A 24,337-nucleotide genomic window follows, 5' to 3' on the forward strand; every position below is an offset into this window, starting at 1 on the left:
GAGCTCCGGGCCCACTGCAAAACCTGTGCTCTAAGAATACGACCGGATGACCGGTTGGAGGTGGACAGTGGCGAAACAAGGGGGATTGGCCGCGTTAGGGGCAGGCGGCGCGCCGGTGGCCCCGCCACCGGCTCCGCTGCACAGTAGCATCGGGAGAGGGAACGCCGAATAGTCCCTTGTTCGCCTGGGTACCTGTCCTTGAGCAAGGGGTCTTGGAGCATCCATGCCAGCACGGAAACGAGCAATGGAAAGAGGAGCTTATGCGGGAACCAGGTACCAGCGAGCGCACTTCAGAAGCGGATGCACCCGCCGGTAATGGCGAAGTGGAGGCCGGCACCGAGCCGTCAGCGGAGCTGGATGTCAATTTCGACGAACAGTTCTTCGCGGCGCGGCCCAAGGCCCTGCGGCCGATTGCGCGCCGTCGCCAGTTCGTAGGCACCAGGCCTTCCTTTGAATTCGACGGCCGGAACGCGGCGTACGTGGAGTGGCTGCGGAACCAGGCGATGCTCGGGGATGCGAACACGCTGGCGCGCCAGCTGTCCGGCCAGGCCAGCATGTGGCAGAACTCCTATGCGCACCCCAACCCGCGGGCCGCCGTCGAACGCGCCTCTGTCTGGTTTACCGCCTACCCGCTGTCCTTCATCACCCGGACCGGCCAGTCGTTCCTTTCGGCGCTGGGTGATCCGGAGATGTGGAAGGCGTTCCGCGAAATCGGCATCCGCGGCATCCACACGGGACCGGTGAAACTCGCCGGCGGCATCAGCGGCTGGTCCCACACACCCAGCGTGGACGGGCACTTCGACCGCATCAGCATGGCCATCGACCCGGTCTTCGGGACGGAAGAGGAGTTCCGGCGGATGTGCGAGGTGGCCGCCGAGCACGAAGGCACCGTCATCGACGACATCGTCCCGGGCCACACCGGCAAGGGCGCGGACTTCCGGCTGGCCGAAATGAACTTCCGGGACTACCCCGGGATCTACCACATGGTGGACATCCCGGAGGAGGACTGGCACCTGCTTCCGGACGTCCCCGAGGGCGCCGACTCGGTCAACCTCAGCCCCGACTCCGAACAGGCCCTGCAAAAGGCCGGCTACATCATCGGCCGGCTGCAGCGCGTTATCTTCTATGAGCCCGGCGTGAAGGAGACCAACTGGAGCGCCACCCGGCCCATCGTGGACACCACCGGCAAGACCCGCCGCTGGGTCTACCTGCACTACTTCAAGGCGGGCCAGCCGTCCATCAACTGGCTGGACCCCACCTTCGCCGGGATGCGCCTGGTGGTGGGCGATGCCCTGCATTCGCTGGTGGACCTGGGCACGGGGGCGCTGCGCCTGGACGCCAACGGCTTCCTGGGCGTCGAAAAGAGCGCCGAAGAGCAGCCCGGCTGGTCCGAGGGACACCCGTTGTCCGAGGCCGCCAACCAGCTCATCGGCTCCATGATCCGCAAGGTGGGCGGGTTCTCCTTCCAGGAACTGAACCTGACCATCGACGACATCAAGGCAACCTCGGATGCCGGCCCGGACCTCTCCTACGACTTCATCACGCGGCCCGCGTACCATTACGCCCTTGTCACGTCGGACACCGAGTTCCTGAGGCTCACCCTCCGCCTGTCCCTGGAAATCGGGGTGGACCAGGCCTCGCTGGTGCACGCACTGCAGAACCATGACGAGCTCACCTACGAACTGCTGCACTTCGCCGCCGGCCACCGGGACGAGATGTTCGAGCTCAACGGCGAGGAATTGACCGGAGCCCAGCTGGCCGAACAGGTCCAGCAAACCCTGCGGGACCGGCTGACCGGAGAGAACGGGCCTTACAACGCCGTGTTCACCACCAACGGCATCGCCTGCACCTCGGTGAGCTTCATCATGGCTGCCTTGGGGATCAAGGACCCCGCCTCGGTCACCCCGGAGCAGGAAGCCCAGATCCGGGACGTCCACCTGCTGCTGGCCATGTACAACGCCCTGCAGCCCGGCGTCTTCGCCCTGTCCGGCTGGGACCTCACGGGCATCATGGCCCTGGACCGCAGCAGCGTCCGGGAGCTGACCTCGCAGGGCGATACGCGCTGGATCAACCGCGGCGCGCACGACCTCATGGGAACCAGCCCTGACGCCACCACGTCCTCCGCCGGGATGCCGCGGGCCCGGAGCCTCTACGGCTCGCTGCCGGACCAGCTGAAGGACGAAGACTCGTTCGCCCGGCGCCTGCAGCGGATCCTTGCCGTGCGTGAGGACAACGGAATCGCCACCGGCACCCTGCTCGACGTGCCGGACGTCTCCAACCGCAGCGCGCTGGTGCTGGTCAACCGGCTGAAGGACGGCACCCTGCAGGTTACGGCGCTCAATTTCTCCGGGCAGGACATCGCCGGCAGCATCCAGTCCAACGAACTTCCGTCCGGCGCCAATGTCCAGGACCTGTTCAGCGGGGAAACCGTGGGCCAGGTGGACGACCTGCACAGCTTCTTCCTGGAGCTTCCCGCGTACGGGGGGACCGCGCTGGTCCTGACCGAGACGCCGGACACGGAAGAGGAAGCCTAGGGCAATCCGCCGGGTAACGCCGGGGACGCAGAGTCCGCGGCGTTACCCGGCGATCGCACCGGCCAACGTGGCCTCGATGACGGCCGGGGAGAGGACATACTGGGTGACCAGCTGGCTTGCGCCCAGGACGCCCGCATGGCCGCCGGCCCGGGAAACGTTGATGCGCAGGTGCGAGGTGGCCAGCGGCGGCGAGCGGCGGTACACCACCTCGCGGATGCCTGCCACCAGGTGCTCCCCGGTCTCACCCACGCTGCCGCCCACCACGATCACGGACGGGTTGAGCAGGTTGACCACCGTCGCCAGCACCTCGCCGATGTCCCGGCCCGCCTGGCGCAGCGCCTGGATGGCCTGCAGGTTGCCGTCGGCCGCCAGCCGGAGAACGTCAGCGGCCTTTGCCACCTCCAGTCCCTGGCCCTTCAGGGAACGCACGACGGCGGGTCCGGACGCCAGCGCCTCCAGGCACCCATAGTTTCCGCAGGCGCACAGGACCTCCGCGCCGCGCGCCACCTGGACGTGGCCCAGGTCCCCGGCGGTGCCATTGGCGCCGCGCTGCAGTTCGCCGTTGCTGATGATCCCGGAGCCGATGCCGGTTGCCACTTTCACGAAGAAGAAGTTGTTGTACTCGGGCCAGTGGGCCGACTGCTCGCCCAGCGCCATGATGTTCACGTCGTTATCCACCAGCACATGCACGGGCAGTGAGCGCTGGACGTAGCTGACCACGTCGAAGCCGTCCCAGCCCGGCATGATGGGCGGCTTCACCGGCTTCCCGCTGTCGTGTTCCACGGGCCCGGGCAGCCCGATCCCGATTCCCGCGAGTTCCGCGACGCTCCGTCCGGCCGCTACCAGCAGTTCCCTGCCCTGTGCCACCACCTGGTCCAGCACCGCTTCCGGCCCGTCGGCCACCTGCTGCTCCAGCCGGTGCTCGGCCAGGATCTTCCCACCCAGGTCAGTGACCGCCACGATCACGTGGGTGGCCCCCACGTCCACGGCCAGCACCAGCCGGGCGGCCGGGTTGAAGGCAAAGCGCGACGGCGGCCTGCCGCCGCTCGAGAGCGCCTCACCTGCCGGACCCACCAGTCCGGACAGCATCAGCGCGTCGATGCGGGAGGCGACGGTTGAACGGGCGAGGCCGGTGCTCAGCGCGAGTTCGGCACGGGTCCGGGCTTTGCCGTCCCGGAGGAGCTGGAACAGGTCTCCGGCACGGGACAGGCTGCCGGCGTCGGAATCTTTTCCGGGCTGTTTCCCCGAGCCTGTAGAAGTCATGCCTCAGTCATAACACTCTTACTTATGGCTGTCACGATGGCAGAAGAATGACGCGCAACAAACAACTTTTGCTTGATGCGCGTCAAAAGTGGTTCTAGGTTGTGACTCAGGGCACATCGGTTCGCCCGATGTCTCCCATCACCGGCAGTTATCCCTGGTCCCCTTGAGTCCGCTTACAAAGAGGTAATTGAACTTGTCCCACCATGCAGCGCCACCAGACCGGCCCCTCGGCGTCGGCATCCTCGGCGCCGGACCTGTCACCCAGGCCATCCACCTCCCCGCACTGGCCCGGCTCCGGGACATCCTGGAAGTTCGGCACATCATGGATGTGGATCCCGCAGTTGCCTCCTCCGTGGCGGCGCGGGTTGGCGCAACCGCCAGCACCAGCGTTGACCACCTGCTGGGTGACACCGGCGTGGACATCGTGGCGATCTGCAGCCCGCACCAGTTCCACGCAGAGCAGGTCATCGCAGCCTGCAGGGCGGGCAAGAAAGCGGTGCTCTGCGAAAAGCCCTTTGCCATGAACGCAGCCGAAGCCGAACGCATCTCGGCCGTCAGCACCGAAACCGGGGTACCGATCGTGGTCGGGGCGATGCACACCTTCGACCCCGGCTGGCTCGCCGCGGAACAGCATTGGGACGACCTCACGGCCCGGGTGCATACGATCCGCTCCTCCATCGTCCTGCCGCCCAATGCGCGCTTCGAGGACTTCGCTACCGAGATCGTGACCCGGCCTGCTTCCGGCAACCCGGATTACTCGGACCTTGAGGTGATCAAGGGCGCGCTCCAGGGCGGGATCATGGGGCTGGCCATCCACGACCTGCCGCTGGTCCGCCGGTTCACGCCGGACTTCGCCGACGTCGAAGTGCTGCAGGTATTCCACGTCCGTCCGTTCGGCTACGCCGTATCGCTGCGCACCCCGACGCGGTCCATCGAACTGCGCGCCGTCATGGGCAGCACCTGGAAGCCTGAATGGACCTTCGAGGCGATCGCCGACGACGAGGCGCTCCGGATCGACTTCACCCCGTCCTACGTCCAGGCCGGCTCCGCCGCCGCCACCTTCTCCCGCGGCAGCGAAACCAGGACCTTCGGCCCCTATGGACACAACGGCTACGAAGGCGAATGGCGGGAACTTGCCGCATTGGCCCGCGGGACCAGGCAGGCTCCGTCCGCCCAGGCCCTCATCGATGACCTGACCTTCGCCCTCGACATCGCCGGGGCCACGGTGGCGGCCGCCGCGGCAGGGCATGCAGCCGCCGACAAAGCAGGAGTCTCCGCATGAGCGGCCGGTACACGGTGTCGGCAACCCCGGCCGCAGTGGAGGCCGGGGCGGTCACGCAGACCCTGGCTTCGCTGCCCGCAACGTTCCAGCCGGCCGGGGAAGACCAGGCAGGCACGGCCGACGTGCTGGTGCTGGCCGGCGGTGCGGGCTGGACGACTGAGGCCGCCGCCGCTGTCGCGGCCGGGACGCGGGGTGTCGTGGTGGTCAACCCGGTTCCCGAGGACACCACGGAACTGGCCGCTGCGGCGCATGCCGCTGGAACCGCCGTCGTCCTTGACCTCCGCTGGGCCTCGAATCCTGCGCTGGTGGCCGGAAGCGGCCAGCCGGACGCCCGCGGTGCGGTGCGCAGTGCCCTGGGCACCGCCGCACTGCTGGACAGTGTTGCGGCTTCGGCACCGGGCACGGAATCCAAGGAGCTCCTGGCTGCACACCTCGCCGCCCTGCTGGCAGTCAGCGGGCAGCTGGATGGCGTGCGCGTCATCCGCAGCGACACCACCGGGTACACGGTCTGCGGCAGGCTGGCCAACGGCGCCCCGTTCACCGCCCAGGGCGTGCTCACCGCTGCCCGGCCGGCCGGCGTCGACATCCGGCTCTACACCGCCGACGGCGGGGTGGCCGTCCAGGTGCCCGATCCGGACGCCGCCTGGCCTGCGACAATCCGGGTCACCGGGGCCCACGGCGAACTTATGCTCCCCACGCTTTACGAATCCGCCCACCGGTCAGCGTGGCGGCGCCTGAAGGACCATCTTGGCGCCGGCACCCTGCCGGACGACCTGTCCGGGTTCGCCCGGCTGGCCGACCTCTACGCAACCCTCGCTGCCACGTAACCAGTCCACCGATACGCAACCACACAAGCAGTCCAACAGCCAAGCAGTCCAAAGCACAGTCCAGTCCCACCTCCACTCTCAACGATGAGCAGGACCGCATCTACGGCGCACCACGCCCGCCGGTCCCGAAAGGACACATCATGAACGCAACTTCCGAACAGCGCCGCTCCTTCTCCCGGCGCGGTTTCCTCGGCCTGACGGCTGCCGCAGCAGCAGCCCCGCTCCTGGCTGCCTGCGGCGGCGGTTCGGCAACCCAGGGAGGCGGCGGCGGTGCAGGCGGCACCGTCAAGTTCTGGGACATGCCCTGGGCAACCCCCGCCTACAACGACGCCGCGAAGGGCATCGCGGAAGGATTCTCGGGGGCCAACGGCGCCAAAGCGTCCTACCAGATCATCCAGTGGAACAATTTCTACCAGACCTTCTCCTCCGCCATCGCGTCAAAGACAGGACCCGCAGTCTCCACCGGCGGCGGTTTCCAGGCGTTCCAGTTCGAGCAGCAGGGCCAGATTGCCTACGCGGACAAGGTAATCGAGAAGCTGAAGGCCAATGGCCAGTTCGACGACTTCCTGCCCGGCGTGCTGGATCCGTTCAAGTCGGACAAGGGCTATGTGGCCGTCCCCTGGCAGCTGGACATGCGCGTCTTCTGGTACCGCAAGTCGCTGTTCGAAAAGGCCAACGTCGCGCTGCCAACGGACTGGCCGTCGCTGCTGGAAGCCGGCAAGGCGCTGAAGAAGGTGGGTGCGTTCGGCTTCACCACCGGCGCGGGCGCGGGCAACAACTATGCCAACCACTCCATGATCATGATGATGGTCAACAACGGCGGCGGTGTCTGGAACAAGGACGGCGAGCTGGACCTGATGAATGACCGCAACGTCGAGGCCATGGAGTTCGTGCTGGAGCTGGTGTCCAACGGCATCGTGGACCCTGCTGCCGTCAGCTACACCACGGACAACATGTCCGCCCAGTGGAAGGACGGGAAGGCGGGCTACGGCCTGTTCCAGGTCAACGTACCGCAGCGCGTGGGCGACACCTCCGGCGACCTGCTGGTGGCTGACCCCATCAAGGGCCCGCACGGGGACAAGGCCACCATCGTCTTCCCGAACAACATCATGATGTACACCAACACCCCTTCGCAGGAAGCCTCGGAGGAGTTCCTGGTGTACTACCTGGGCCAGCTCAAACAGCTGTGGCAGAAGAAACTGATGTCCGCCCTGCCGGTCTTCAAGTCGATCACGGAGATCCCCGAGTTCGCCAACGACCCCAACAACGTCAAGATCGTCAAGGACTGGCAGCCCATTGCCAAGACCTTCGCCGCACAGGGCAGCCGGCTCAATGCCAACCTGGCGGCCCTTGACGGCGGCCAGGCACTGAACCAGTTCAGCCAGACCATCATCACCGGCAAGGCCGACGCCAAGACTGCCCTGCAGACCTTCCAATCCGGCCTCGAGTCGGTCCTGAAGAAGTAGGACCGAGCGCCCATGTCCAGCACCACCACCCAGTCCGGCTTTGCCCGGGCCCGCCGCGGGCTTGCCCCCGGCAGGTCCGGGGCCGCCCCCGGCAAGCGCAAGAGCAAACTCTCGGCCCAGGCCACCAGGACGTTCTTCTGGCTCCTGCTCCCCTCCGTTGTCCTCCTTGTCCTGATCCACGGCTACCCGCTCATCTACGCCGCCATCCAGGCCACACACGACGGAAACCTCCTCCAGACCGGAAACTTCGTGGGCGGCCAGAACTTCGCCACCGTCCTGACCTCGCCCGCGTTCTGGAAGGCGGCCCAGTTCACGCTGTGGTTCACCATCGTGGGCGTCTTCGGTTCCTGGCTCGTTGGCCTCGGCCTGGCCCTGCTCCTGCGCACCAGGATCCCGGGAAGAAACACGTTCAAGGTCCTGCTGCTCCTGCCCTGGGTGGTGCCCATCGTGGTGTCCTCCACCGCGTGGAACTGGCTGGTGGCCACCCCGGACAGCCTGATCCCGGCGCTGTTCCGGAACCTGGGCATGGGCACCCCGCTCTTCCTGGCGGATCCCACCCTGGCCTCCGTCACCGTCATGGTGTTCAAGGTCTGGGTCAGCTTCCCCTTCATGATGATGATGATCTCCGCCGCCCTGGCCTCCGTTGACACCACCGTCTACGAGGCGGCCAGCATGGACGGGGCAAGCCGCTGGCAGCAGTTCACCCAGATCACCCTGCCGCTGATCGCCCGCTCCACGTACATCAGCTGGATCCTGATGACCATCTTCTGCGTCAACGACTTCCCCACCATTTACCTCCTCACCGGCGGCGGCCCGGTCAACGCCACCACCTCCCTGGTGGTCCTGGCCTACCGGACCGTGTTCCAGGACTTCGCCACCGGACCCGGCGTCGCCATCGCCTTCCTCATGACCATGACCCTGGTGGTCATCTCCGTCATCCTGTATCGCCAGATCCGAAAGTCGAGCGTCGAATAATGAGCGCAGTCCTTCACGCCCATCCCGAATCCGGCCCCGCACTCGGCATCGACGCCGCCAAACGGCGCAGGGTCCTCTCCGAAGCCGGCCAGCGCGGCCGCTGGTGGCGCTTCGCAGCAATCCTGATCATCACCGGGATCGTGCTGGTTCCCATCATGGTTACCGTGCTGCTGGCCTTCACTCCCGGACCCAACAGCACCGCGACCGGGCTGACTTTCGAGAACCTCGGCAACGTCTTCTCCAAGACCCTGGCAGCCACCTGGCTCAAGAACAGCCTGGTCACCACCCTGTCCACCGTGGTGGTCTCGGTGGCCGTCGCGGCCCCGGCCGGCTATGTCCTTTCCCGGGGCCGCAGCAAGGCAGTCTCCGGGTACTCCCTGCTCCTGTTCGTGATGCAGTCCCTCCCCATCATCACCTCCGTGGTGCCGCTGTTCATCCTGTTCGCCGGCATGGGCCTGGTGGACAACCTCCTGGGCCTGACCATCATCTACGTGGGTTCCACCATGACCGTGGCCACCTGGATGATGGCCGCCTACTTCGACTCCATCCCCATCAGCCTGGAGGAAGCATCCTGGATCGACGGCTGCTCCGTCTTCGGGTCCTTCACCAAAGTGGTGCTGCGGAACTCCCTTCCCGGCGTCCTTTCCACCGCCATCTTCGCCTTCCTCCTCGCCTGGAATGACTACCTCGTAGCCATCGTGTTCCTCCGCTCCAACGAAATCTTCACGCTCCCCATGGGCGTGCAGTCCTTCTTCCAGCAGAATGCAACTGACTGGACATCCGTCATGGCCCTGGCCGTGGTCATGATGCTCCCGCCCGTTATCGTCTTCGCCACCCTGAACAAGTACTTCAGCGTTGGCGGCATCGGCGGCTCCCTCGCCGGCCGCTGACCCCGACCTCCACGACCACCAGAACCACCAAAGGAAATCCATGTCGTACTCACTGCAGCTTTACACCCTCCGCAACGCCATGTCGGAGGATCTTCCGGGGACCATCAAGCGGGTGGCGGAGATCGGCTTCACGCAGGTCGAGCCGTACAACTTCGTGGCCACGGCCAACGAACTGGGCGCTGCCCTGAAGGAAAACGGGCTCACCGCGCCGTCCGGCCACGCACCCCTGATGAGCCAGGACCAGGACGAAATCTTCGCGGCGGCGAGGGGACTGGGCATCAGCACGGTAATCGACCCGTTCCTGCCCGCCGAGCACTGGCAGAAAGCGGAAGACATCCAGGCCACCGCAGGGAAGCTGAATGCTGCCGCCAGGAAGGGTGCGGAGTACGGCATCCGCGTGGGTTACCACAACCATGCGTGGGAACTGGAGTCCACCATCGAGGGCCGGACCGCCCTTGAGTACTTCGCGTCACTGCTGGACCCGGAACTGGTCCTTGAAGTGGACACCTACTGGGCCGCAGTGGGCGGCCAGGACCCCGTCGAGCTCCTGGGCCGGCTCGGTGACCGGGTGAAGTTCATCCACATCAAGGACGGCCCCCTCAACAAGGACAACAAAGCCCAGCAGCCGGCGGGCCAGGGCAAGGTCCCGGTCCTGGACGTCATCGCCGCCGCCAAGTCCCTGGAGGTGGGCGTGGTGGAGTTCGACGACTACGCCGGTGACATCTTCGAGGGCATTGCCCAGTCCCTGACCTTCCTGAACAGCAACAGCACCACTGGAGCAGAAGGAGCGCAGGCATGAGCACCCCAGCAGCCAAGCCGGTCCGCAGCGGCCCGGTAGGCGTCGGCGTCATCGGCGCCGGCGTGATCAGCAAGCAGTACCTGGACAACCTCACGGCCTTCCCGGACCTCAAGGTCCACGTCATCGCCGACCTGTTCGAGGAAGCCGCCGAGGCACGCGCCACGGAGTACGGCATCGCCGAGTGGGGCGGTGTGGACAAGGCCCTGAACCACCCGGACGTCGAAATCATCGTCAACCTCACCATCCCCGCAGCGCACGTTGAGGTGGCCACGGCCGCCGTCAACGCCGGCAAGCACGTCTGGACCGAAAAGCCGTTCAGCCTGGACCGGGAATCCGGGCTGGGCCTGCTCAAAACCGCTGACGCCGCCGGCATCCGCCTGGGCTGCGCCCCGGACACCTTCCTGGGCGCAGGCATCCAGACCGCCCTCCGCCTGATCCAGCGGGGCGACATCGGCACCCCGCTGACCGCGATGACCACGTTCCAGACCCCCGGCCCGGAATCCTGGCACCCCAACCCGGCCTTCCTCTTCCAACATGGCGCCGGCCCACTGTTCGACATGGGCCCGTACTACCTCACCACCCTGGTCCAGGCGTTCGGCTCCATCCGCAAGGTGGCCGCCGTCGGGTCCAAGGCCAAGGACGTGCGGGTGATCGGTTCCGGGCCCAAGGCCGGCGAGGAATTCACCGTCGAGGTGCCCACCCACGTCTCGGCCATGGCCCAGTTCGAATCCGGGGCCTCCTCGCACAGCGTCTTCTCCTTCGAGTCCCCCCGCACCCGGATGGGCTTCGTGGAAATCACCGGAACCGAAGCCACCCTGTCATTGCCGGACCCCAACTACTTCACCGGTGACATCAAGCTCTGGCGCGCCGGCGACGAGGACTGGACCACCGTCCCGGCCACCGGGCCCGCCAACGGCCGCGGCATGGGCGTGCTGGACATGGCCCGCTCCCTGCGGGCCGGGACAGCCCACCGGGCCACCGGCGAACTGGCGTACCACGTCCTGGACACCATGGTGTCCATCTCCGAATCCATCGATTCGGGCACGTTCGTGAACGTCGAAAGCTCGGCCCCGGCCTCCGCCGCACTCCCCGAGGACTGGGCGCCGGAGTCCGCCACCCTCTGACACGGACGCCACCCCGGCACCCGCCATCCCGGCAGCCAGCATCCCCGGCAGGATCCAGCACCGTCCAGCAAGATCCAGCACCGTCCAGCAAGCAGGAAGCACGCAGGAACGCATCATGACCACACCCGCACACACGTCAGAACCACCGGCCTCCCGTCCGTTGGGGGTAGCCGCCATCGGTTACGCCTTCATGGGCAAGGCGCATTCGAATGCGTGGCGGAACGTGGCCAGCTTCTTCGACGTCCCGGCCTTCGAACAGAAGGTCCTCGTGGGCCGGGATGCCGGCGCCGTGGCCGAGGCAGCAGCCAAGTACGGCTGGGCAGAATCGGCCACGGACTGGCGCACGGTCATCACCCGCGACGACATCGACGTCGTGGATATCTGCGCCCCGGGCTGGATGCATGCCGAGATCGCCATCGCGGCGCTGGAGGCGGGCAAGCACGTCCTGGTCGAAAAACCCCTGGCCAACACGCTCGCCGAAGCCGAACTCATGACGGCCGCGGCCGCGAAGGCCCGCGCCAACGGCGTCCAGTCCATGATCGGCTTCAACTACCGCCGCGTCCCTGCCCTGGCCCTGGCCCGGGAACTCATCGCAGAGGGACGGCTGGGCACCGTCCGGCACGTCCGTGCAGCGTACCTGCAGGACTGGCTCGCCGACGCCCAGGCACCCATGACGTGGCGGCTGCGGAAGGAAACCGCGGGGTCCGGCGCGCTCGGGGACATCGCCAGCCATGCCATCGACCAGGTCCTGTTCCTCCTGGGCGACCAGGTCACCGAGGTATCCGGCCGGCTCAACACCTTTGTGGGGCAGCGTCCCGGGGAGAACGGCACCGAGGAGGTGACGGTCGACGACGCCGCCTGGGCAACGCTGACCCTCGCCTCCGGAGCCGTCGCCTCCGTCGAGGTGTCCCGGGTGGCCACCGGCCGGAAGAACAGCCTGCAGATCGAGGTGTACGGGGACAAGGGCAGCCTGCTGTTCGACCTGGAAAACCTCAACGAACTCGGCTTCCTGGACGCCACCGTCCCGGTCCGGGAGCAGGGCTTCCGCCGGATCCTGGTCAACGAACCCGACCACCCCTATCTGGAGGCCTGGTGGCCGCAGGGCCACATCATCGGCTGGGAACACACCTTCACGCACCAGGTCCGCGACTTCCTGCTGGCCATCAAGGACGGAAGCCGGCCCTCGCCGTCGTTCGAAGAGGGACTGAACGTCCAGTACGTCCTGAACGCGGTGGAGGAATCCGCCGCCAACAAGAGCACCCTCACCGTCGTCCGCCACTAAGCCAAGGAGCCTGACCATGCCCCGCCCCTTCACCCTGTTCACCGGCCAGTGGGCCGACCTGCCCCTCGAGGAAGTCGCGCGCCTGGCCTCCGGTTGGGGCTACGACGGCCTGGAAATCGCCGTCTCCGGCGACCACCTGGACGCCTGGCGCTGGGACGAACCCGGCTACGTCGAGTCCAAGCTCGAACTCCTGGACAAGTACAACCTCAAGGTCTGGGCCATCTCCAACCACCTCAAGGGCCAGGCCGTGTGCGATGACCCCATCGACTTCAGGCACCAGGCCATCGTCGGGTCCAAGGTCTGGGGCGACGGTGACCCCGAAGGCGTCCGCACCCGCGCCGCCGAGGAACTCAAACACACCGCCCGGCTCGCCAAGGCACTCGGCGTGGACACCGTCGTCGGGTTCACCGGCTCCTCCATCTGGCAATACGTGGCCATGTTCCCGCCCGTCCCGGAAAAAGTCATCGACGCCGGCTACCAGGACTTCGCCGACCGCTGGAACCCCATCCTGGACGTCTTCGACGAATGCGGCGTCCGCTTCGCCCACGAAGTCCACCCCTCCGAAATCGCCTACGACTACTGGACCACCGTCCGCACCCTCGAAGCGATCGGCCACCGCGAAGCGTTCGGCCTGAACTGGGACCCCTCCCACATGATGTGGCAGGGCATCGACCCCGTCTCCTTCATCTGGGACTTCAAAGACCGGATCTACCACGTGGACTGCAAGGACACCAAGGTCCGCCAGACCGGACGCAACACCGTCCTGGGCTCCCACCTCGCGTGGGGCGATCCGCGCCGCGGCTGGGACTTCGTCTCCGCCGGCCGCGGCGACGTCCCCTGGGAAGCCTCCTTCCGGGCCCTCGCCGCCATCGGCTACAACGGACCCATCAGCATCGAGTGGGAAGACGCCGGCATGGACCGCCTCCACGGCGCCCCCGAAGCCCTCGCCAACCTCAAGAAGTACGACTTCCCCGCCTCCCAAACCAGCTTCGACGCCGCCTTCAGCAGCAAGGACTGAATCCTCGATGCGCAGCCTGCAGCCCGGCCAGCACTGCGAAATCCGGGTTGCCTCCGTCAGTGGCGATCAGGAGATGGCATACGCCGCCGGGAATATGCTCCTTGAGGCACCCAACTGGACGCTTGACGGCCGGGCGCTGGTCCTGAATGGGGACGGCAGGCTGTGGCGGCTGGAACTGGCCAGCGGTGCGCTCACGGAAATTCCGCTCACCGGGGTCCCCGCGCTCAACAATGACCACGTCCTGGACCCGGACGGGAGCAGCGTCTTCCTGTCCGGGGAGGACGGCCACATCTACCGGGCACCCCTCCTGGGAGGCCAGGCGACCCGGATCACGGACGACGACGGCTCGTTCCATTTCCTCCACGGCGTCAGCCCCGACGGCCGACGGCTGGCGTATGTGGACATCGAGGGCGGCGACTTCGGACTGCCGGGCCGGCTCCGGACCATGCCATCCGGCGGCGGCCCGGCAGAGACCGTGGACGTTGGCCCCGGCCATTGCGATGGGCCCGAGTATTCGCCGGACGGCGGCTGGCTGTACCTCAACACGGAATCCTTCACCACCGCCCCCGGCCATGCCCAACTGGCCCGTGTCCGCCATGACGGCAGCGGCTTCGAAGGGCTGGCGCAGAGCGGAACGGTCGACTGGTTTCCGCACCTCTCCCCCGACGGCCGGCTGGCCAGCTTCATCCGCTTCCCCGCCGGGACGCAGGGCCACCCCGCCGACCTGCCCGTCGACGTCGTCCTTGTTTCCACCGGCGACTGGGCTACACCGCTGCACACGTGGCCGGTTTTGGGCGGCCAGGGCACCCTCAACGTCAACAGCTGGTCCCCGGATTCGCAGCGCTTCGCGTTCGTCGCGTATCCACGGGCCGGGGCGGCGCCGGGAGGTGGGCACCAGCGCCTTCCTGCCACCCCCTTGTAGGTCGGCCCGGTCAGACACGGTCCTTGTCCAGGACCACGTCGTACGCCTCCACCCGCCGGTCCGTCACGGTGGTGGGTGCCTCCAGGTGGACCGCCCCGGCGGGCAGGATGCCCGCCCCGCCGTGCCGTTCCATCACCTGCCACTGCGCCACGACGTCCTCGCCGGCGTGGTCTGCCGGAAGGCTGGTCCAGAAACGGAAGCCACCGGCGTCGTTCAGCGCCTCCCTGCGGTACAGGACGCAGCCGCCCAGCCACGCCACGTGGTAGGGCACCCATTCGCCCGGCTGGAGCGACAAATCGGCGCTGACGTGGCTGAGGTTGGCTGCGCTGTGCAGCGGCCACCGTTCAAAACCCGGCTCACCGGGCCGGATGCGCTCAGGGACCACCGGGCTCTGCCAGGCCTCGAAGGGGGCGGTCTGTTCCGGCCGCCGGTCGCCCAGGAAGGACAACCCCTGCGGGGCCATGCCGACAAAGCCGCACTGCAGCCGGTCCAGCGCCCCGCTCAGCCGCTCCAGCGCTCCCGGCTCCAGCCAGACGTCGTCGTCCAGGAAGAGGCATTGGGCCGCCGTGGACTGGTCCAGCAGGAACTGGCGGTGTTCGGCCAGCCCGCGCCGTGGCAGGTGCCGCAGCAGCGTGACGGGACGGCCCTGGGCTTCCAGGACGCGCACCATGGCCGTGGCGGCGGGGTGCTCCCAGGCGGGCTGGCCGGCTGACTGGTCACTGACAACGACGGCGAAGGCCGGCCCGGATTGCGCGGCCAGTCCCGCGAGGGTGACGGCGAGTTCGGCCGGCCGGTTGCAGGTGGGGATCAGGACGTCCATCACCACTTGGCTCGTCCGGTCCTGGGGCCGCGCCCACTGTTCCGAAGTTCTCATGCCCACAGTCCACCCTTCCGGCATCGGCGTTGGCGCCGGCGGGCAGCACCAGGTGCATGCTGCTGCCCGTTGCCCGGCACGTTGGTTTCGCGTATTCCGTACCCAGCCGGGCAGGATCTATTCCCCCTTCCGCCACCCCCGGAAACAGCGAAAGCCCCTGCTTCCACCGCCGGAGTGGCAGTGGAAGCAGGGGCCGCTGGCCGGACGGTCTTTATCCGGCGTCGAAGTTCTCGCCGTCGTCATTGGGCGACTTTTCCTGCGGCAGGTCGTTGCCGCTGCCGTCCGGGATGCCCGTGGCCTCCTGGCCGGACTCGGAGGACACCGGGGCCGAGCCTCGGGAATCGTCGTTGGATTCATCGATCTCGGCTGCGCTGGAGGGAAGGTCCATGTCGTGCGGAACGGGCTGCTGGCCCGTTCCGGACTGCGGATCGTTGGTGTCAGCGCCGGCGGAAGAAGTGCCGCCGCCGGACTGCTGCCCCTGGCCGCCCTGGGCTCCGGCCGCCTCCTGCTCGGCCGTGGGGGTGCCGTAGCCGCCGGGAGCGGTCTCGGGTTCAGCCTGCTGGTTTTCCTGCGTCATGCTTCCTCCTGTTGTTGATTGCCGATATTGCTGGTCTATGTGGTGCTTTCTGCTGCGCCGTCACAGTCCCTTGCCGCCGGTGACGGGCAGGACGGCGCCGGAGATGTAGGAGCCGTCCTCCGAGGCGAGCAGCACGTAGGCGGCGGCGAGTTCCGCGGGCTGCCCTGCCCGTTCCAGGGGCGTGTCCTGGCCGAAGGACGGGAGCTTGTCCGGCCACTCCGTGGCAGGGATCAGGGGGGTCCAGATGGGCCCCGGCGCCACCGCGTTCACGCGGATTCCCTTGGGCCCGAGTTCCTGTGCCAGGGCTTTGGTGAAAGCCACCTGCGCTGCCTTGGTCATGGCGTAGTCGATCAGGCCCGGCGATGGGTTGAAGGCCTGGATCGAGGCCGTGGTGATGATGGACGCGCCGGCCTTCAGGTGCGGCACCGCTGCGCGTGCGGACCACAGCAGCGAGTACAGGTTGGTGCGGAAGACGCGGTCGAACTCTGCGGTGGGGAGGGTCTCCAGGCTCTCACGGTTCTTTTGGTAGGCCGCGTTCAGGACCAGGATGTCGAGCCGGCCAAATTCGGCTGCGGTCTCCTCCACGATGCGCGTGCTGAAGTCCTCCTCCCGGCCGTCACCGGCAAAGAGCAGCGCGCGGCGTCCGGCTTTGCGGATCCATTCTGCGGTGTCCTGCGCGTCGTCCTCCTCTTCGGGGAGGTAGGAGATGGCGACGTCGGCGCCTTCCCGGGCGAAGGCGATGGCCGCTGCCTTGCCGATGCCGGAGTCTCCGCCGGTGATCAGCGCGACCTTTCCGGCGAGCTTGCCATGGCCCTCGTAGCTGAGCTCACCATGGTCCGGTTTGGGATCCATGGGCGCAGTCAGGCCGGGCTGTTTCTGTTCCTGCTCGGGGAACGGGCCCGAGTGGTAGCCGCCGCGCGGATCCTTCGGCTGGTCTGCCTGCTTGTCACTGTCGCTCATAGTCCGCCTGCCTGTGTCGGTTGACCTGTGTCGGTTGGAAAGACTCCGCCATGTCCCGGCTCTTTGAAGCTATCCCGGGCAACGGAGCAAGTCCACCAGTTCGGGTAATAATCAGTAAACTTATCAAATGTCGTGGCGCGCGCAACGGCCGGCCTTGTTTCTGGGTATGGGAGGAGTAGAAAGAAGGCCTGGGCCCTGGACGGAAAGAAAGGAGCGCACATGTCCGAAGTTGAGGACTACACCGGCCGGACGGGGCGGAACGAAACCCGCGAGGAACAGCTGGACCGCAACTGGGCGGAGCTCCTGCAGGAGCTGCGCGTCCTGCAGACCGGCGTGCAGATCCTGGCCGGCTTCCTGCTGACACTGCCGTTCCAGCAGCGCTTCGAAAAGCTGGACGACTGGGAGGTGGGGCTGTACCTCACCAATGTCGTTATCGCGGCCCTGACCACCGCCTTCATCCTGCTTCCGGTCAGCGTGCACCGCAGGCTCTTCCGCAAACGGCTCAAGGAAACGCTGGTTTCCAGCGCCGACAGCATCACCAAGATCGCGCTTGGCGGCATCGCCCTGCTGAGTGCCGGCACCGCCGCGCTGGTGTTCGACGTCGCCGCGGGCCGGTCCGCGGGCGTGACCGCAGGCGGGGCGCTGCTGGGCGTCATGGTGGTCATGCTGGTTTTTGTGCCGCTCAGCCTGAACAAGCGGGCATCAGGCAGGATGCTCCCGCCCGCATCGGAGAAGGAGTAAGACATGCGCAGATGGGCAAAAGAGCACGGACTGCTGTTGGCCAACGCCGGCCTCTTCGTGGCGTTTTTCGTGGGCATGATTCTTTCCGGAGCCGCCTCCTACAGCGAAGACCAGCAGGCGCATGGGCAGCCTGCGGTCTCGGTCCTGCAGTTCCTGGGCACCGGCGCGTTCGTGGAAGCCACCTTTGAGAACTGGGAATCGGAGTTCCTCCAGATGGCCATGTACGTGGTGCTGACGGTGTTCCTGTTCCAGAAGGGCTCGTCCGAGTCCAAGCCGATGGGCAGGAAGGCCCCGCAGGATGAAGACCCCCGCGATGCGAACATCAGCAGGGCCACGCCATGGCCCATCCGTCGGGGCGGGGTGGCGCTCAAGTTCTACGAGCACTCCCTGTCGACACTGTTCTTCGCCTTGTTCCTGGCCTCGTTCCTCCTGCACGCCGCCGGCGGCGTGGACGAGTACAACCAGGACCAGCAAAGCCACGGCCAGCCCGGCATTACCTTCCTGCAGTACCTGGGCACCAGCCGCTTCTGGTTCGAGTCCTTCCAGAACTGGCAGAGCGAGTTCCTGGCCGTTGCCGTCCTGGTGGGCGCATCGGTCTACCTGCGGGAAAAGGGGTCACCGGAGTCCAAGCCCGTTGCCGAACCGCACTACGAAACCGGGGCCTGAGGGCCCGCACCATCCGACCCGCCCCATCCACGAGGAGAGACTGCATGCGAACGTTCCTGCGAACCACCCTGTTGGCCCTTTTGCTCATGGCCGCCCCCGCCCTGCCGGCCGGCGCTGCGGCGCCCGCCCCAGTCCCCGGCCAGGTGGCGTCGGGATCCGCAGGAGGGGCATGGGCGGCTGCCACGTCTCCCACGCCTTCCCCCGGGGATACCGCATCCACCGGCCCGGCCAACCCCGGCACGGGCGAGTCGGCACAGAATGAGTCGACGCGCTTGAACTACGCCCCCTGGGTTATCGCCGGCATTGCCGTCCTGGTGGTCATCGCGGTCCTGGTTTTCCGGCGCCGCCGCAACACCACAATCGTGGGCTGACACAAAGCAGGGCTAGGCCCCTTCGAGAACCTGGCTTGTGGCCCAGGCCAGGTACTTGGCCGCGTTCGCCACCGCGTCGTCCGGGCCTGCCGCGACATCCAGCAACTGTGCCGCCGCCACCACGCCGTGTGCCGCCAGGTCCTCGAAGGTCACCAGGATCCTGCCTGCCACCACGATGACGGGAATACCGCGCTCCCTGGCGGCGTCCGCGAGCGCAATCGGCGCCTTGCCGGTGAGTGACTGCGAGTCCATCGACCCTTCGCCGGTAATCACCAGGTCTGCCTGGCCCAACTGGGCGGCCAGCCCGGTCAGCCCGGCCACCAGCGCGAACCCGCCCTCCAGGCTGGCGTTGGTGAAGGCAAGGAACGACGCCGGGAAGCCACCGGCGGCGCCGGCGCCGGGGACGTTCACGTCCCGGCCCGTTGCTTCCCGCAGGACGGACGCCCAGTTGCGCAGCCCGGCGTCGAGCCTTTCCACACTGTCCTGGTCCGCACCCTTCTGGGGGCCGAAAACGTGCGCCGCGCCGGAGGGGCCATACAGGGGGTTGCGGACATCCACGGCGATGCGGAAGGTGGTGGCGCTGAGGCGCGGGTCCAGCGCGCTGGTATCCAGGGCGACGACGTCGGCCAGCGAGCCCCCGCCCAGGGGCACCATGTTCCCTGCCCGGTCCAGGGGCTTCAGGCCAAGGGCGCGCAGGGCGCCGCTGCCGCCGTCGGTCATCGCCGATCCGCCCAGCCCCAGGACGATCTCCGTGGCTCCCGCGTCCAGGGCCGCCGCGATGAGCTGGCCGCAGCCGTAGCTGTGCGCGCGCAGTGCGTTTTCGGGGGTCGGCTCCATATCGGCCAGGCCCGAGGCCTGGGCAGTCTCGATCACGGCCGTCACCTTGCCGTCGGCCGCTTTGTGGATGGCCCAGGCCGCTCCGAGCGGAGCCAGGATGGGACCGACCACCGCGTTCAACCGCTCTTCGTAGCCGGCCGCGACAGCCGCCTCCAGGGTGCCTTCCCCGCCGTCGGCGATGGGGAACTGGGTGGCGACGGCGTCCGGGTACACCCGCAACGCCCCCTTCGCAATGGCGGCAGCCGCCTCAGCAGCCGTCAGGGACCCCTTGAACTTGTCCGGAGCGATAAGAATGCGCATGCGCTCCATCATGCCAGCAAGCGGCAGGAAAGCGCTTGCCACGGAAGCAACGGGCGCCTATGTGACTGTCATCCGGCAGCACCGCGCGGCCACCGCCGCCCCAGGCGCCGCCTAGGCCTCGCGCCAGTCGTTGCTGGTGATGTGGGAGCCGGCCTGCGGCCCCATCTGCAGCATTCCACCGTCCACCACCCAGGCTGCACCGGTGACGTAGCTGGACGCCGGCGAGGCGAGGAACGCAACGACGTCCGCAATCTCCCATGCGTTCCCGGGACGCCCCAGGGGCACTCCGGGCCGATCCGTCGCCGTCGGATCCTGGTCCTCCTGCCCCGTCATGGGCGTGGCGATCTCACCGGGGGCGACGGTGTTGGCGGTGACGCCGTACCGCCCCAGTTCCAGGGCCAGTGTCTTCATCAGGCCGCCAAGTCCGTGCTTGGACGCATCGTAGGCGGACGAGCCGACGCGGGGCTGGAATTCGTGGACGCTGGACACGGCGATGAGGCGGCCGCCGGTTCCGGCCTTGACCATCCGCCTGGCCGCCGCCTGCAGGCAGACGAAGGCTCCGTTAAGGTTCGTGTCCAGGATCCGCGTCCAGTCGTCGAGGTCCATGTCGAGGAATGCGGTGCTGGCGCCTGTCCCCGCGTTGTTCACGAAGACGTCCAGGCCGCCCAGTTCCGCGGCGAGGTCATCGATGACGCCGGCAGCGGAGCGGAGTTCGGTGGTGTCCAGTTGCCGGACCACCGCCTTGCGGCCCACCCCGCGGATCTCGCTGGCAGTCTTTTCCGCACCCTCCTCGTCGGAATGCCAGGTGACGCCCACATCCATTCCGGCCCGGGCCAGGGCCACGGCGGCTGCTTTGCCGATTCCGGAATCGGAGCCGGTCACGATGGCGGTGGTGGGCGTGAAGTTGCTGGTGTCCGGCATGATGGGGCCTTTCGGTAGGTGCGGCGGGCGATGATGTCGGGCCGGCGTTCACGGCCGGCGGGCCAGGGTCAGGCAGCTTTGACGGCCAGGCGGATGCCACGGTCGCCGGTCAGGCGGGGCGGCGGAGTTCCGGCCCGTACCCGTCATCGGGAGCGTGGGATGGCCGGCGGACTGCCGCGGCCTCCCGTGGTGGTTCGGGGACGGCCATTAACGGGACCGCGAAGGTCACCACGGGCCGGCCGGCGGCATCGTCTGCCGACCGGACGGTCAGGCTCCTGGTGCCGGGTGGAACCGAGGGGGTGAACACCTGGAGGTTCCGGGAACCCAAGGTGGCGGACTCCTGGAGGGTGTATTCGGTCCCCAAGTGGTCCTGGAGAGTAATCCGGGGCTCGGGCGCGTCGCCGGCGGGAAGGTGGATGTTCACCACCAGTCCGGATGCCCACACCTCTACGGAGAGGATGGTGAATTCGGTATCCGGGGTGACGTGCCGTCCGTATGTGGGGGGAAGCAGCATCCGGCGGAGTGCGCCGGATGGAATGAGGTTGCTCATGATGGGTCCTGTAGGTCTTGCGCCGGCGGCCGGAGCCGGCTCCGGAGGATGATCCGGTGCCGGATGGACGCTGGGGCGCGGATGCGGCTCAGGCGTCTTCGCGGTTGGGGTTCTCCAACCGGAAGAAGTTCGATTGCCTGCCGTCACCGCGCTGTTCCTGGTAGATGAAATTCAGTCTCCGGGAGTTGAAAAGTGTGGAACCATTCCACCCGGCGACTCGCGGCGAATACTTCAGGGATGTCGAGGAGTCCGGTCCGCGCCGGATCTTGCCGCCTTCAGGCCCAGCGCCCAGGTCCCCGCGGTCCCTGCTTTCATCCGCTGCACGGCTCCTGGCGTCTCTATCCCCTGCCATGGCGGACCTCCTCTCCCTTCCGGGCTAACTAGTAAGTCTACTTACCATGTAGCCTCTGGATGCAGCCCCGTGTCAAGGGCAGGGCCGGGGCCCTGTGGGCGATGTGCGGGACTGCGGGGAATCTGCGCGGGAGTGGAGGGGCCGCCCGCTGCAGCGCTAGCGGCGGGGGCGCACCACGGCGAAATATCCCGGTACCTGGTCCTGGCCGGGGACCCCTGTGGCGGGGTTGGTCTCGATGGTCACATGGCCATCCTCAAGGAGTTCCCAGGACGACGCCGGGAAGGCACGGTCGCGCTCCAAGGGGCCGAAGTGCCCCGGCATGGGGAGCCCGCGGATGGCCAGTTCCAGCGGCGCCGGAATAGCTTTGGTGGTGGCGCCGAGATGGGACACATACTCAACCGCGTTTCCCTGGAAGTTGGTTTCGGCCATGAACACGGTGCCGCGGCGTCCGGCCAGGGCCCGCAGGTTTTCCACCAGCGCCGCCTGGTGCGCGGGGTCCAGGACGTGGAGCACGCCGCGGATGAAGACATTCGCGCCCGCGTCCTCTGCCCCGATGGACTGCGCCAGGGCTGCGCCTGCGCCTTCCGCCGTCATGTCCCGCGCTTCGAACGTCATGTTGGCAGTCCCGGCGGACCCGGCGCGCGCTTTGGCCACGGCGTGGGGGGAGACGTCCACGCCGACCACCCGGGGGAAGATCCCCGCCAGCGCGCGGGTGAAGCTGCCGTGGCCGCAGCCGGTGTCCACCACGGGAAGCCCGGGATCAAGATGGCGCAGGAGGCTGTCCTTGTACCCCAGGAACTCGTGGTCATTGCCCGAATCCCAGAGGACCTCGCCGCCCGGGCCGGTGGCGGTGATGCGTGCCCAGTAACTGTCCCACGCAGTGTTGCGGTCCTTGGGGGCGCTCCGCGAGAGCCTGACGAGCTTGGGGATCATCAGGTACTTCTGCCAGGCGGAACGCGGCGGCTTTGTTGGGTAGGGCACGGGTCAAATATATGTTCCCTCCCGCCCAGCGGATGCACCTTGCGCTGCGTTACGGCGTGCCATCACCCCGCGCTGCGCAGCAGCAGCCGGGTCCGGCGTCCGTCCGCTGTGGACCTCCGCAGCCCGCATCCCCCTAGAATGTACTCAACTGGGAGGGAAGGGAGCACTGTGACGGCTGTGCCGAGTGACGCGCGCCTGCCCCGGACCGCCGTCGTCGCCGATCCCGACACCGGGCGGCTGGCACGCAACGCACAGGCACTGCGCGATGCCGGATACACCGTCCTGGAAGCGGCCGACGCCGGCACCCTGGCCACCGCGCTGCGGGCCGGCGAACCATCCGTCATTGTGGCGGACGCTTTCCTCTCCTCCGTGCAGTCCCAGGCCCCCGTCCTGGTCATGGTGGACCTGGACAGCCCCGCCGAAATAGCAGCGGCAAAGCCGCCGGGCGTCCACGACTGCATCACCAAGCCGCCGGCGCCCAAGGAACTGGTCCACCGTGCATCAGTCCTCATTGAACAGGTATCCCGGCGCCGGGCCTCCAGGCAGGAGGCCGAGGGGCTCCGTGAACAGCTGCGCGAAGTTTCCGCTGCGGTGCGCGCCACCAACGATCCCCAGGAAATCGCCAACCACGTGGTGTCGGGCTTCGGCCGTACCTTCAAGGCCGACCACGTGGTCCTCTGCACTTTCGAGGACCACCGCGTTCCCGCCATCACGGCCACTTGGCACCGGCCGGGCCTTTCGGAGCTGCCCCCCGGCGCCCTGCCCTGCGAGGACGAGGCACGTGCCACGGCCGACGCACTCTGGGCCGGAACGGAAACGCTCTCCGCTGACGGCGGCGACACCGACGCACGGGACGACGACAAGCCGGCGCCCGCCGTCGCCGGAGCCGCCTCGACTCTGGCCGTGCCCATCGGCGAAGGAAATTCCTCGCTGGGCATCATCCTGATCGCCACTATGGACAGGCCGCGCGCCTGGTCCAATGCGGAACTGGGACTGATCCGGCACGTGGCGGGGAACGCCGCCTACGGGCTGATCCAAAGCCACCTGATCAACAGCCAGCAGCAGGTGGTCAAGCAGCTGCGGGAACTCGACAAGGCCAAGACCGATTTCCTGGCCACGGTGAACCACGAGCTGCGCACTCCCTTGACCTCGATCATGGCCTACCTGGACATGATCCAGGAAAGTACCGAGCACCCGGTGTCCAACGAGGTCCATCAGATGCTGGACATCGTGGTCCGCAACACCGAACGGCTCCGGACGCTCATCGAGGACATGCTGAGCGTCTCGCGCGGCGGCCTGGACAACACCGCCATGCAGCTGGCACCCGTCCGCCTGGGGCACACGCTGGACCTGGTGGCCGCGGCGCTGCGTCCGCTGGCCACGCTCCAAAACGTCACCATCGACGTGGATCCCGTTCCCGAGGATCCGGAAATACTCGCCGACGAGGTGCAGCTGCAGCAGGTGTTCACCAACCTGGTGTCCAACGCCATCAAGTTCACGCCCAGCGGCGGCCGGATCGAAGTCGGCAGCGAATCGCACGCCACGGCCGACGGTTCCAAGTGGGCCACGGTACGGATTGCCGACACCGGAATCGGCATCTCGAGCGATGAAATCAACCACGTCTTCACCAGGTTCTACCGGGCCTCCAACGCCATGAACGGGGCCATCCCGGGAACCGGGCTGGGACTGGCCATCTCCAAGGACATTGTGGACCGCCACGGCGGCCGCATCGACGTCGCTTCAACGCTGGGTGCCGGGACCACGGTCACGGTCAGCCTTCCCCTCGGCACTGACCGCGCCCAGGCCAACTAGGCGCCGAAGGAGG

The 24,337-nt window shown here is 67.5% G+C and carries 24 protein-coding genes; 15 read left to right on the plus strand and 9 right to left on the minus strand.

Annotated elements, in window-relative coordinates; translation table 11 throughout:
* Positions 1 to 260: 260 nt before the first annotated feature.
* Entirely contained in the window at positions 261 to 2,534 is a 2,274-nt protein-coding gene (gene treS, locus RM50_RS03900) for a maltose alpha-D-glucosyltransferase (RefSeq protein WP_043450173.1), read from the plus strand.
* 42 nt (positions 2,535 to 2,576) lie between these two features.
* On the opposite strand, the gene RM50_RS03905 is transcribed toward treS, so the two are convergent.
* On the minus strand, positions 2,577 to 3,797 hold the full coding sequence (locus RM50_RS03905; protein WP_043450175.1) for an ROK family transcriptional regulator: 1,221 nt from the start codon (positions 3,795 to 3,797) through the stop codon (positions 2,577 to 2,579).
* Between the two features lie 193 nt (positions 3,798 to 3,990).
* Between RM50_RS03905 and RM50_RS03910 the strand changes: the two genes are divergently transcribed.
* The 10 genes from RM50_RS03910 (at position 3,991) to RM50_RS20150 (ending at position 14,382) form a co-directional block, all read left to right on the plus strand.
* Complete coding sequence (locus tag RM50_RS03910) at positions 3,991 to 5,079, plus strand: Gfo/Idh/MocA family protein (RefSeq protein WP_043450177.1); 1,089 nt, start codon at positions 3,991 to 3,993, stop codon at positions 5,077 to 5,079.
* Complete coding sequence (locus RM50_RS03915; RefSeq protein ID WP_043450179.1) at positions 5,076 to 5,906, plus strand: hypothetical protein; 831 nt, start codon at positions 5,076 to 5,078, stop codon at positions 5,904 to 5,906. The genes RM50_RS03910 and RM50_RS03915 overlap by 4 nt, the downstream gene beginning before the upstream one ends.
* 140 nt (positions 5,907 to 6,046) lie before the next feature.
* Positions 6,047 to 7,372 (plus strand): ABC transporter substrate-binding protein, encoded by a 1,326-nt coding sequence (locus tag RM50_RS03920; RefSeq protein ID WP_043450181.1) that lies wholly within the window; start codon positions 6,047 to 6,049, stop codon positions 7,370 to 7,372.
* Positions 7,373 to 7,384: 12 nt separating this feature from the next.
* Entirely contained in the window at positions 7,385 to 8,347 is a 963-nt protein-coding gene (locus RM50_RS03925; protein ID WP_043450182.1) for a carbohydrate ABC transporter permease, read from the plus strand.
* Entirely contained in the window at positions 8,347 to 9,237 is an 891-nt protein-coding gene (locus RM50_RS03930) for a carbohydrate ABC transporter permease (protein WP_043450184.1), read from the plus strand. Before RM50_RS03925 ends, RM50_RS03930 begins: the two co-directional genes overlap by 1 nt.
* Positions 9,238 to 9,277: 40 nt before the next feature.
* The gene (locus RM50_RS03935; RefSeq protein WP_043450188.1) at positions 9,278 to 10,036 is read left to right on the plus strand and encodes a sugar phosphate isomerase/epimerase family protein; all 759 of its coding nucleotides are present in this window, start codon (positions 9,278 to 9,280) and stop codon (positions 10,034 to 10,036) included.
* Positions 10,033 to 11,160: a Gfo/Idh/MocA family protein gene (locus tag RM50_RS03940; RefSeq protein ID WP_043450191.1), complete on the plus strand. Its 1,128-nt coding sequence runs from the start codon at positions 10,033 to 10,035 to the stop codon at positions 11,158 to 11,160. Before RM50_RS03935 ends, RM50_RS03940 begins: the two co-directional genes overlap by 4 nt.
* 115 nt (positions 11,161 to 11,275) lie before the next feature.
* Positions 11,276 to 12,442, plus strand: coding sequence for a Gfo/Idh/MocA family protein (locus tag RM50_RS03945; protein WP_052259938.1), 1,167 nt, complete (start codon positions 11,276 to 11,278; stop codon positions 12,440 to 12,442).
* Between the two features lie 16 nt (positions 12,443 to 12,458).
* Positions 12,459 to 13,460, plus strand: a complete 1,002-nt coding sequence (locus tag RM50_RS03950; protein WP_043450193.1) for a sugar phosphate isomerase/epimerase family protein — start codon at positions 12,459 to 12,461, stop codon at positions 13,458 to 13,460.
* Between the two features lie 7 nt (positions 13,461 to 13,467).
* Entirely contained in the window at positions 13,468 to 14,382 is a 915-nt protein-coding gene (locus RM50_RS20150) for a TolB family protein (RefSeq protein WP_052259939.1), read from the plus strand.
* A gap of 10 nt (positions 14,383 to 14,392) precedes the next feature.
* On the opposite strand, the gene RM50_RS03960 is transcribed toward RM50_RS20150, so the two are convergent.
* The 3 genes from RM50_RS03960 to RM50_RS03970 form a co-directional block, all read right to left on the minus strand.
* On the minus strand, positions 14,393 to 15,256 hold the full coding sequence (locus RM50_RS03960; RefSeq protein WP_052259940.1) for a glycosyltransferase family 2 protein: 864 nt from the start codon (positions 15,254 to 15,256) through the stop codon (positions 14,393 to 14,395).
* Between the two features lie 211 nt (positions 15,257 to 15,467).
* Positions 15,468 to 15,833 carry a hypothetical protein gene (locus RM50_RS03965; protein ID WP_043450198.1) on the minus strand — a complete coding sequence of 122 codons (366 nt, stop codon included), beginning with the start codon at positions 15,831 to 15,833 and terminating at the stop codon, positions 15,468 to 15,470.
* Positions 15,834 to 15,893: 60 nt separating this feature from the next.
* Positions 15,894 to 16,793 (minus strand): SDR family oxidoreductase, encoded by a 900-nt coding sequence (locus RM50_RS03970; protein WP_043450201.1) that lies wholly within the window; start codon positions 16,791 to 16,793, stop codon positions 15,894 to 15,896.
* A 219-nt stretch (positions 16,794 to 17,012) separates the two neighbouring features.
* Between RM50_RS03970 and RM50_RS03975 the strand changes: the two genes are divergently transcribed.
* From RM50_RS03975 to RM50_RS03985, 3 genes are read left to right on the plus strand one after another with little or no spacing between them, the layout of a single operon-like run.
* On the plus strand, positions 17,013 to 17,534 hold the full coding sequence (locus tag RM50_RS03975) for a DUF6328 family protein (protein ID WP_043450203.1): 522 nt from the start codon (positions 17,013 to 17,015) through the stop codon (positions 17,532 to 17,534).
* A gap of 3 nt (positions 17,535 to 17,537) precedes the next feature.
* Positions 17,538 to 18,200: a DUF6766 family protein gene (locus RM50_RS03980; protein WP_043450206.1), complete on the plus strand. Its 663-nt coding sequence runs from the start codon at positions 17,538 to 17,540 to the stop codon at positions 18,198 to 18,200.
* A gap of 44 nt (positions 18,201 to 18,244) precedes the next feature.
* Positions 18,245 to 18,571 carry a hypothetical protein gene (locus tag RM50_RS03985; protein WP_043450209.1) on the plus strand — a complete coding sequence of 109 codons (327 nt, stop codon included), beginning with the start codon at positions 18,245 to 18,247 and terminating at the stop codon, positions 18,569 to 18,571.
* A gap of 12 nt (positions 18,572 to 18,583) precedes the next feature.
* On the opposite strand, the gene RM50_RS03990 is transcribed toward RM50_RS03985, so the two are convergent.
* The 5 genes from RM50_RS03990 to RM50_RS04010 form a co-directional block, all read right to left on the minus strand.
* Positions 18,584 to 19,708 carry a glycerate kinase gene (locus tag RM50_RS03990; protein ID WP_043450212.1) on the minus strand — a complete coding sequence of 375 codons (1,125 nt, stop codon included), beginning with the start codon at positions 19,706 to 19,708 and terminating at the stop codon, positions 18,584 to 18,586.
* A 111-nt stretch (positions 19,709 to 19,819) separates the two neighbouring features.
* Positions 19,820 to 20,629 (minus strand): SDR family oxidoreductase, encoded by an 810-nt coding sequence (locus tag RM50_RS03995; protein WP_052259941.1) that lies wholly within the window; start codon positions 20,627 to 20,629, stop codon positions 19,820 to 19,822.
* 109 nt (positions 20,630 to 20,738) lie between these two features.
* The gene (locus RM50_RS04000; RefSeq protein WP_043450214.1) at positions 20,739 to 21,179 is read right to left on the minus strand and encodes a hypothetical protein; all 441 of its coding nucleotides are present in this window, start codon (positions 21,177 to 21,179) and stop codon (positions 20,739 to 20,741) included.
* Positions 21,180 to 21,267: 88 nt separating this feature from the next.
* Complete coding sequence (locus tag RM50_RS04005) at positions 21,268 to 21,531, minus strand: hypothetical protein (RefSeq protein WP_043450216.1); 264 nt, start codon at positions 21,529 to 21,531, stop codon at positions 21,268 to 21,270.
* A gap of 156 nt (positions 21,532 to 21,687) precedes the next feature.
* Positions 21,688 to 22,464 carry a class I SAM-dependent methyltransferase gene (locus RM50_RS04010; RefSeq protein ID WP_043450218.1) on the minus strand — a complete coding sequence of 259 codons (777 nt, stop codon included), beginning with the start codon at positions 22,462 to 22,464 and terminating at the stop codon, positions 21,688 to 21,690.
* Positions 22,465 to 22,650: 186 nt separating this feature from the next.
* Here RM50_RS04010 and RM50_RS04015 point away from each other — a divergent pair, with 186 nt between their 5' ends.
* Positions 22,651 to 24,324, plus strand: coding sequence for a hybrid sensor histidine kinase/response regulator (locus RM50_RS04015; RefSeq protein WP_052259942.1), 1,674 nt, complete (start codon positions 22,651 to 22,653; stop codon positions 24,322 to 24,324).
* Positions 24,325 to 24,337 lie beyond the last annotated feature (13 nt).

This window comes from Pseudarthrobacter phenanthrenivorans (genome assembly GCF_000813845.1).
GTDB lineage: Bacteria > Actinomycetota > Actinomycetes > Actinomycetales > Micrococcaceae > Arthrobacter > Arthrobacter phenanthrenivorans_B.

What these genes read in the sequence shown, in the direction of transcription:
- treS (WP_043450173.1), top strand. Translation starts at nt 261, where the DNA reads ATGCGGGAACCAGGTACCAGCGAGCGCACTTCAGAAGCGGATGCACCC.
- RM50_RS03905 (WP_043450175.1), bottom strand. Translation starts at nt 3,797, where the DNA reads ATGACTTCTACAGGCTCGGGGAAACAGCCCGGAAAAGATTCCGACGCC.
- RM50_RS03915 (WP_043450179.1), top strand. Translation starts at nt 5,076, where the DNA reads ATGAGCGGCCGGTACACGGTGTCGGCAACCCCGGCCGCAGTGGAGGCC.
- RM50_RS03920 (WP_043450181.1), top strand. Translation starts at nt 6,047, where the DNA reads ATGAACGCAACTTCCGAACAGCGCCGCTCCTTCTCCCGGCGCGGTTTC.
- RM50_RS03925 (WP_043450182.1), top strand. Translation starts at nt 7,385, where the DNA reads ATGTCCAGCACCACCACCCAGTCCGGCTTTGCCCGGGCCCGCCGCGGG.
- RM50_RS03930 (WP_043450184.1), top strand. Translation starts at nt 8,347, where the DNA reads ATGAGCGCAGTCCTTCACGCCCATCCCGAATCCGGCCCCGCACTCGGC.
- RM50_RS03935 (WP_043450188.1), top strand. Translation starts at nt 9,278, where the DNA reads ATGTCGTACTCACTGCAGCTTTACACCCTCCGCAACGCCATGTCGGAG.
- RM50_RS03940 (WP_043450191.1), top strand. Translation starts at nt 10,033, where the DNA reads ATGAGCACCCCAGCAGCCAAGCCGGTCCGCAGCGGCCCGGTAGGCGTC.
- RM50_RS03945 (WP_052259938.1), top strand. Translation starts at nt 11,276, where the DNA reads ATGACCACACCCGCACACACGTCAGAACCACCGGCCTCCCGTCCGTTG.
- RM50_RS03950 (WP_043450193.1), top strand. Translation starts at nt 12,459, where the DNA reads ATGCCCCGCCCCTTCACCCTGTTCACCGGCCAGTGGGCCGACCTGCCC.
- RM50_RS20150 (WP_052259939.1), top strand. Translation starts at nt 13,468, where the DNA reads ATGCGCAGCCTGCAGCCCGGCCAGCACTGCGAAATCCGGGTTGCCTCC.
- RM50_RS03960 (WP_052259940.1), bottom strand. Translation starts at nt 15,256, where the DNA reads ATGAGAACTTCGGAACAGTGGGCGCGGCCCCAGGACCGGACGAGCCAA.
- RM50_RS03965 (WP_043450198.1), bottom strand. Translation starts at nt 15,833, where the DNA reads ATGACGCAGGAAAACCAGCAGGCTGAACCCGAGACCGCTCCCGGCGGC.
- RM50_RS03970 (WP_043450201.1), bottom strand. Translation starts at nt 16,793, where the DNA reads ATGAGCGACAGTGACAAGCAGGCAGACCAGCCGAAGGATCCGCGCGGC.
- RM50_RS03975 (WP_043450203.1), top strand. Translation starts at nt 17,013, where the DNA reads ATGTCCGAAGTTGAGGACTACACCGGCCGGACGGGGCGGAACGAAACC.
- RM50_RS03980 (WP_043450206.1), top strand. Translation starts at nt 17,538, where the DNA reads ATGCGCAGATGGGCAAAAGAGCACGGACTGCTGTTGGCCAACGCCGGC.
- RM50_RS03985 (WP_043450209.1), top strand. Translation starts at nt 18,245, where the DNA reads ATGCGAACGTTCCTGCGAACCACCCTGTTGGCCCTTTTGCTCATGGCC.
- RM50_RS03990 (WP_043450212.1), bottom strand. Translation starts at nt 19,708, where the DNA reads ATGCGCATTCTTATCGCTCCGGACAAGTTCAAGGGGTCCCTGACGGCT.
- RM50_RS03995 (WP_052259941.1), bottom strand. Translation starts at nt 20,629, where the DNA reads ATGCCGGACACCAGCAACTTCACGCCCACCACCGCCATCGTGACCGGC.
- RM50_RS04000 (WP_043450214.1), bottom strand. Translation starts at nt 21,179, where the DNA reads ATGAGCAACCTCATTCCATCCGGCGCACTCCGCCGGATGCTGCTTCCC.
- RM50_RS04005 (WP_043450216.1), bottom strand. Translation starts at nt 21,531, where the DNA reads ATGGCAGGGGATAGAGACGCCAGGAGCCGTGCAGCGGATGAAAGCAGG.
- RM50_RS04010 (WP_043450218.1), bottom strand. Translation starts at nt 22,464, where the DNA reads ATGATCCCCAAGCTCGTCAGGCTCTCGCGGAGCGCCCCCAAGGACCGC.
- RM50_RS04015 (WP_052259942.1), top strand. Translation starts at nt 22,651, where the DNA reads ATGTACTCAACTGGGAGGGAAGGGAGCACTGTGACGGCTGTGCCGAGT.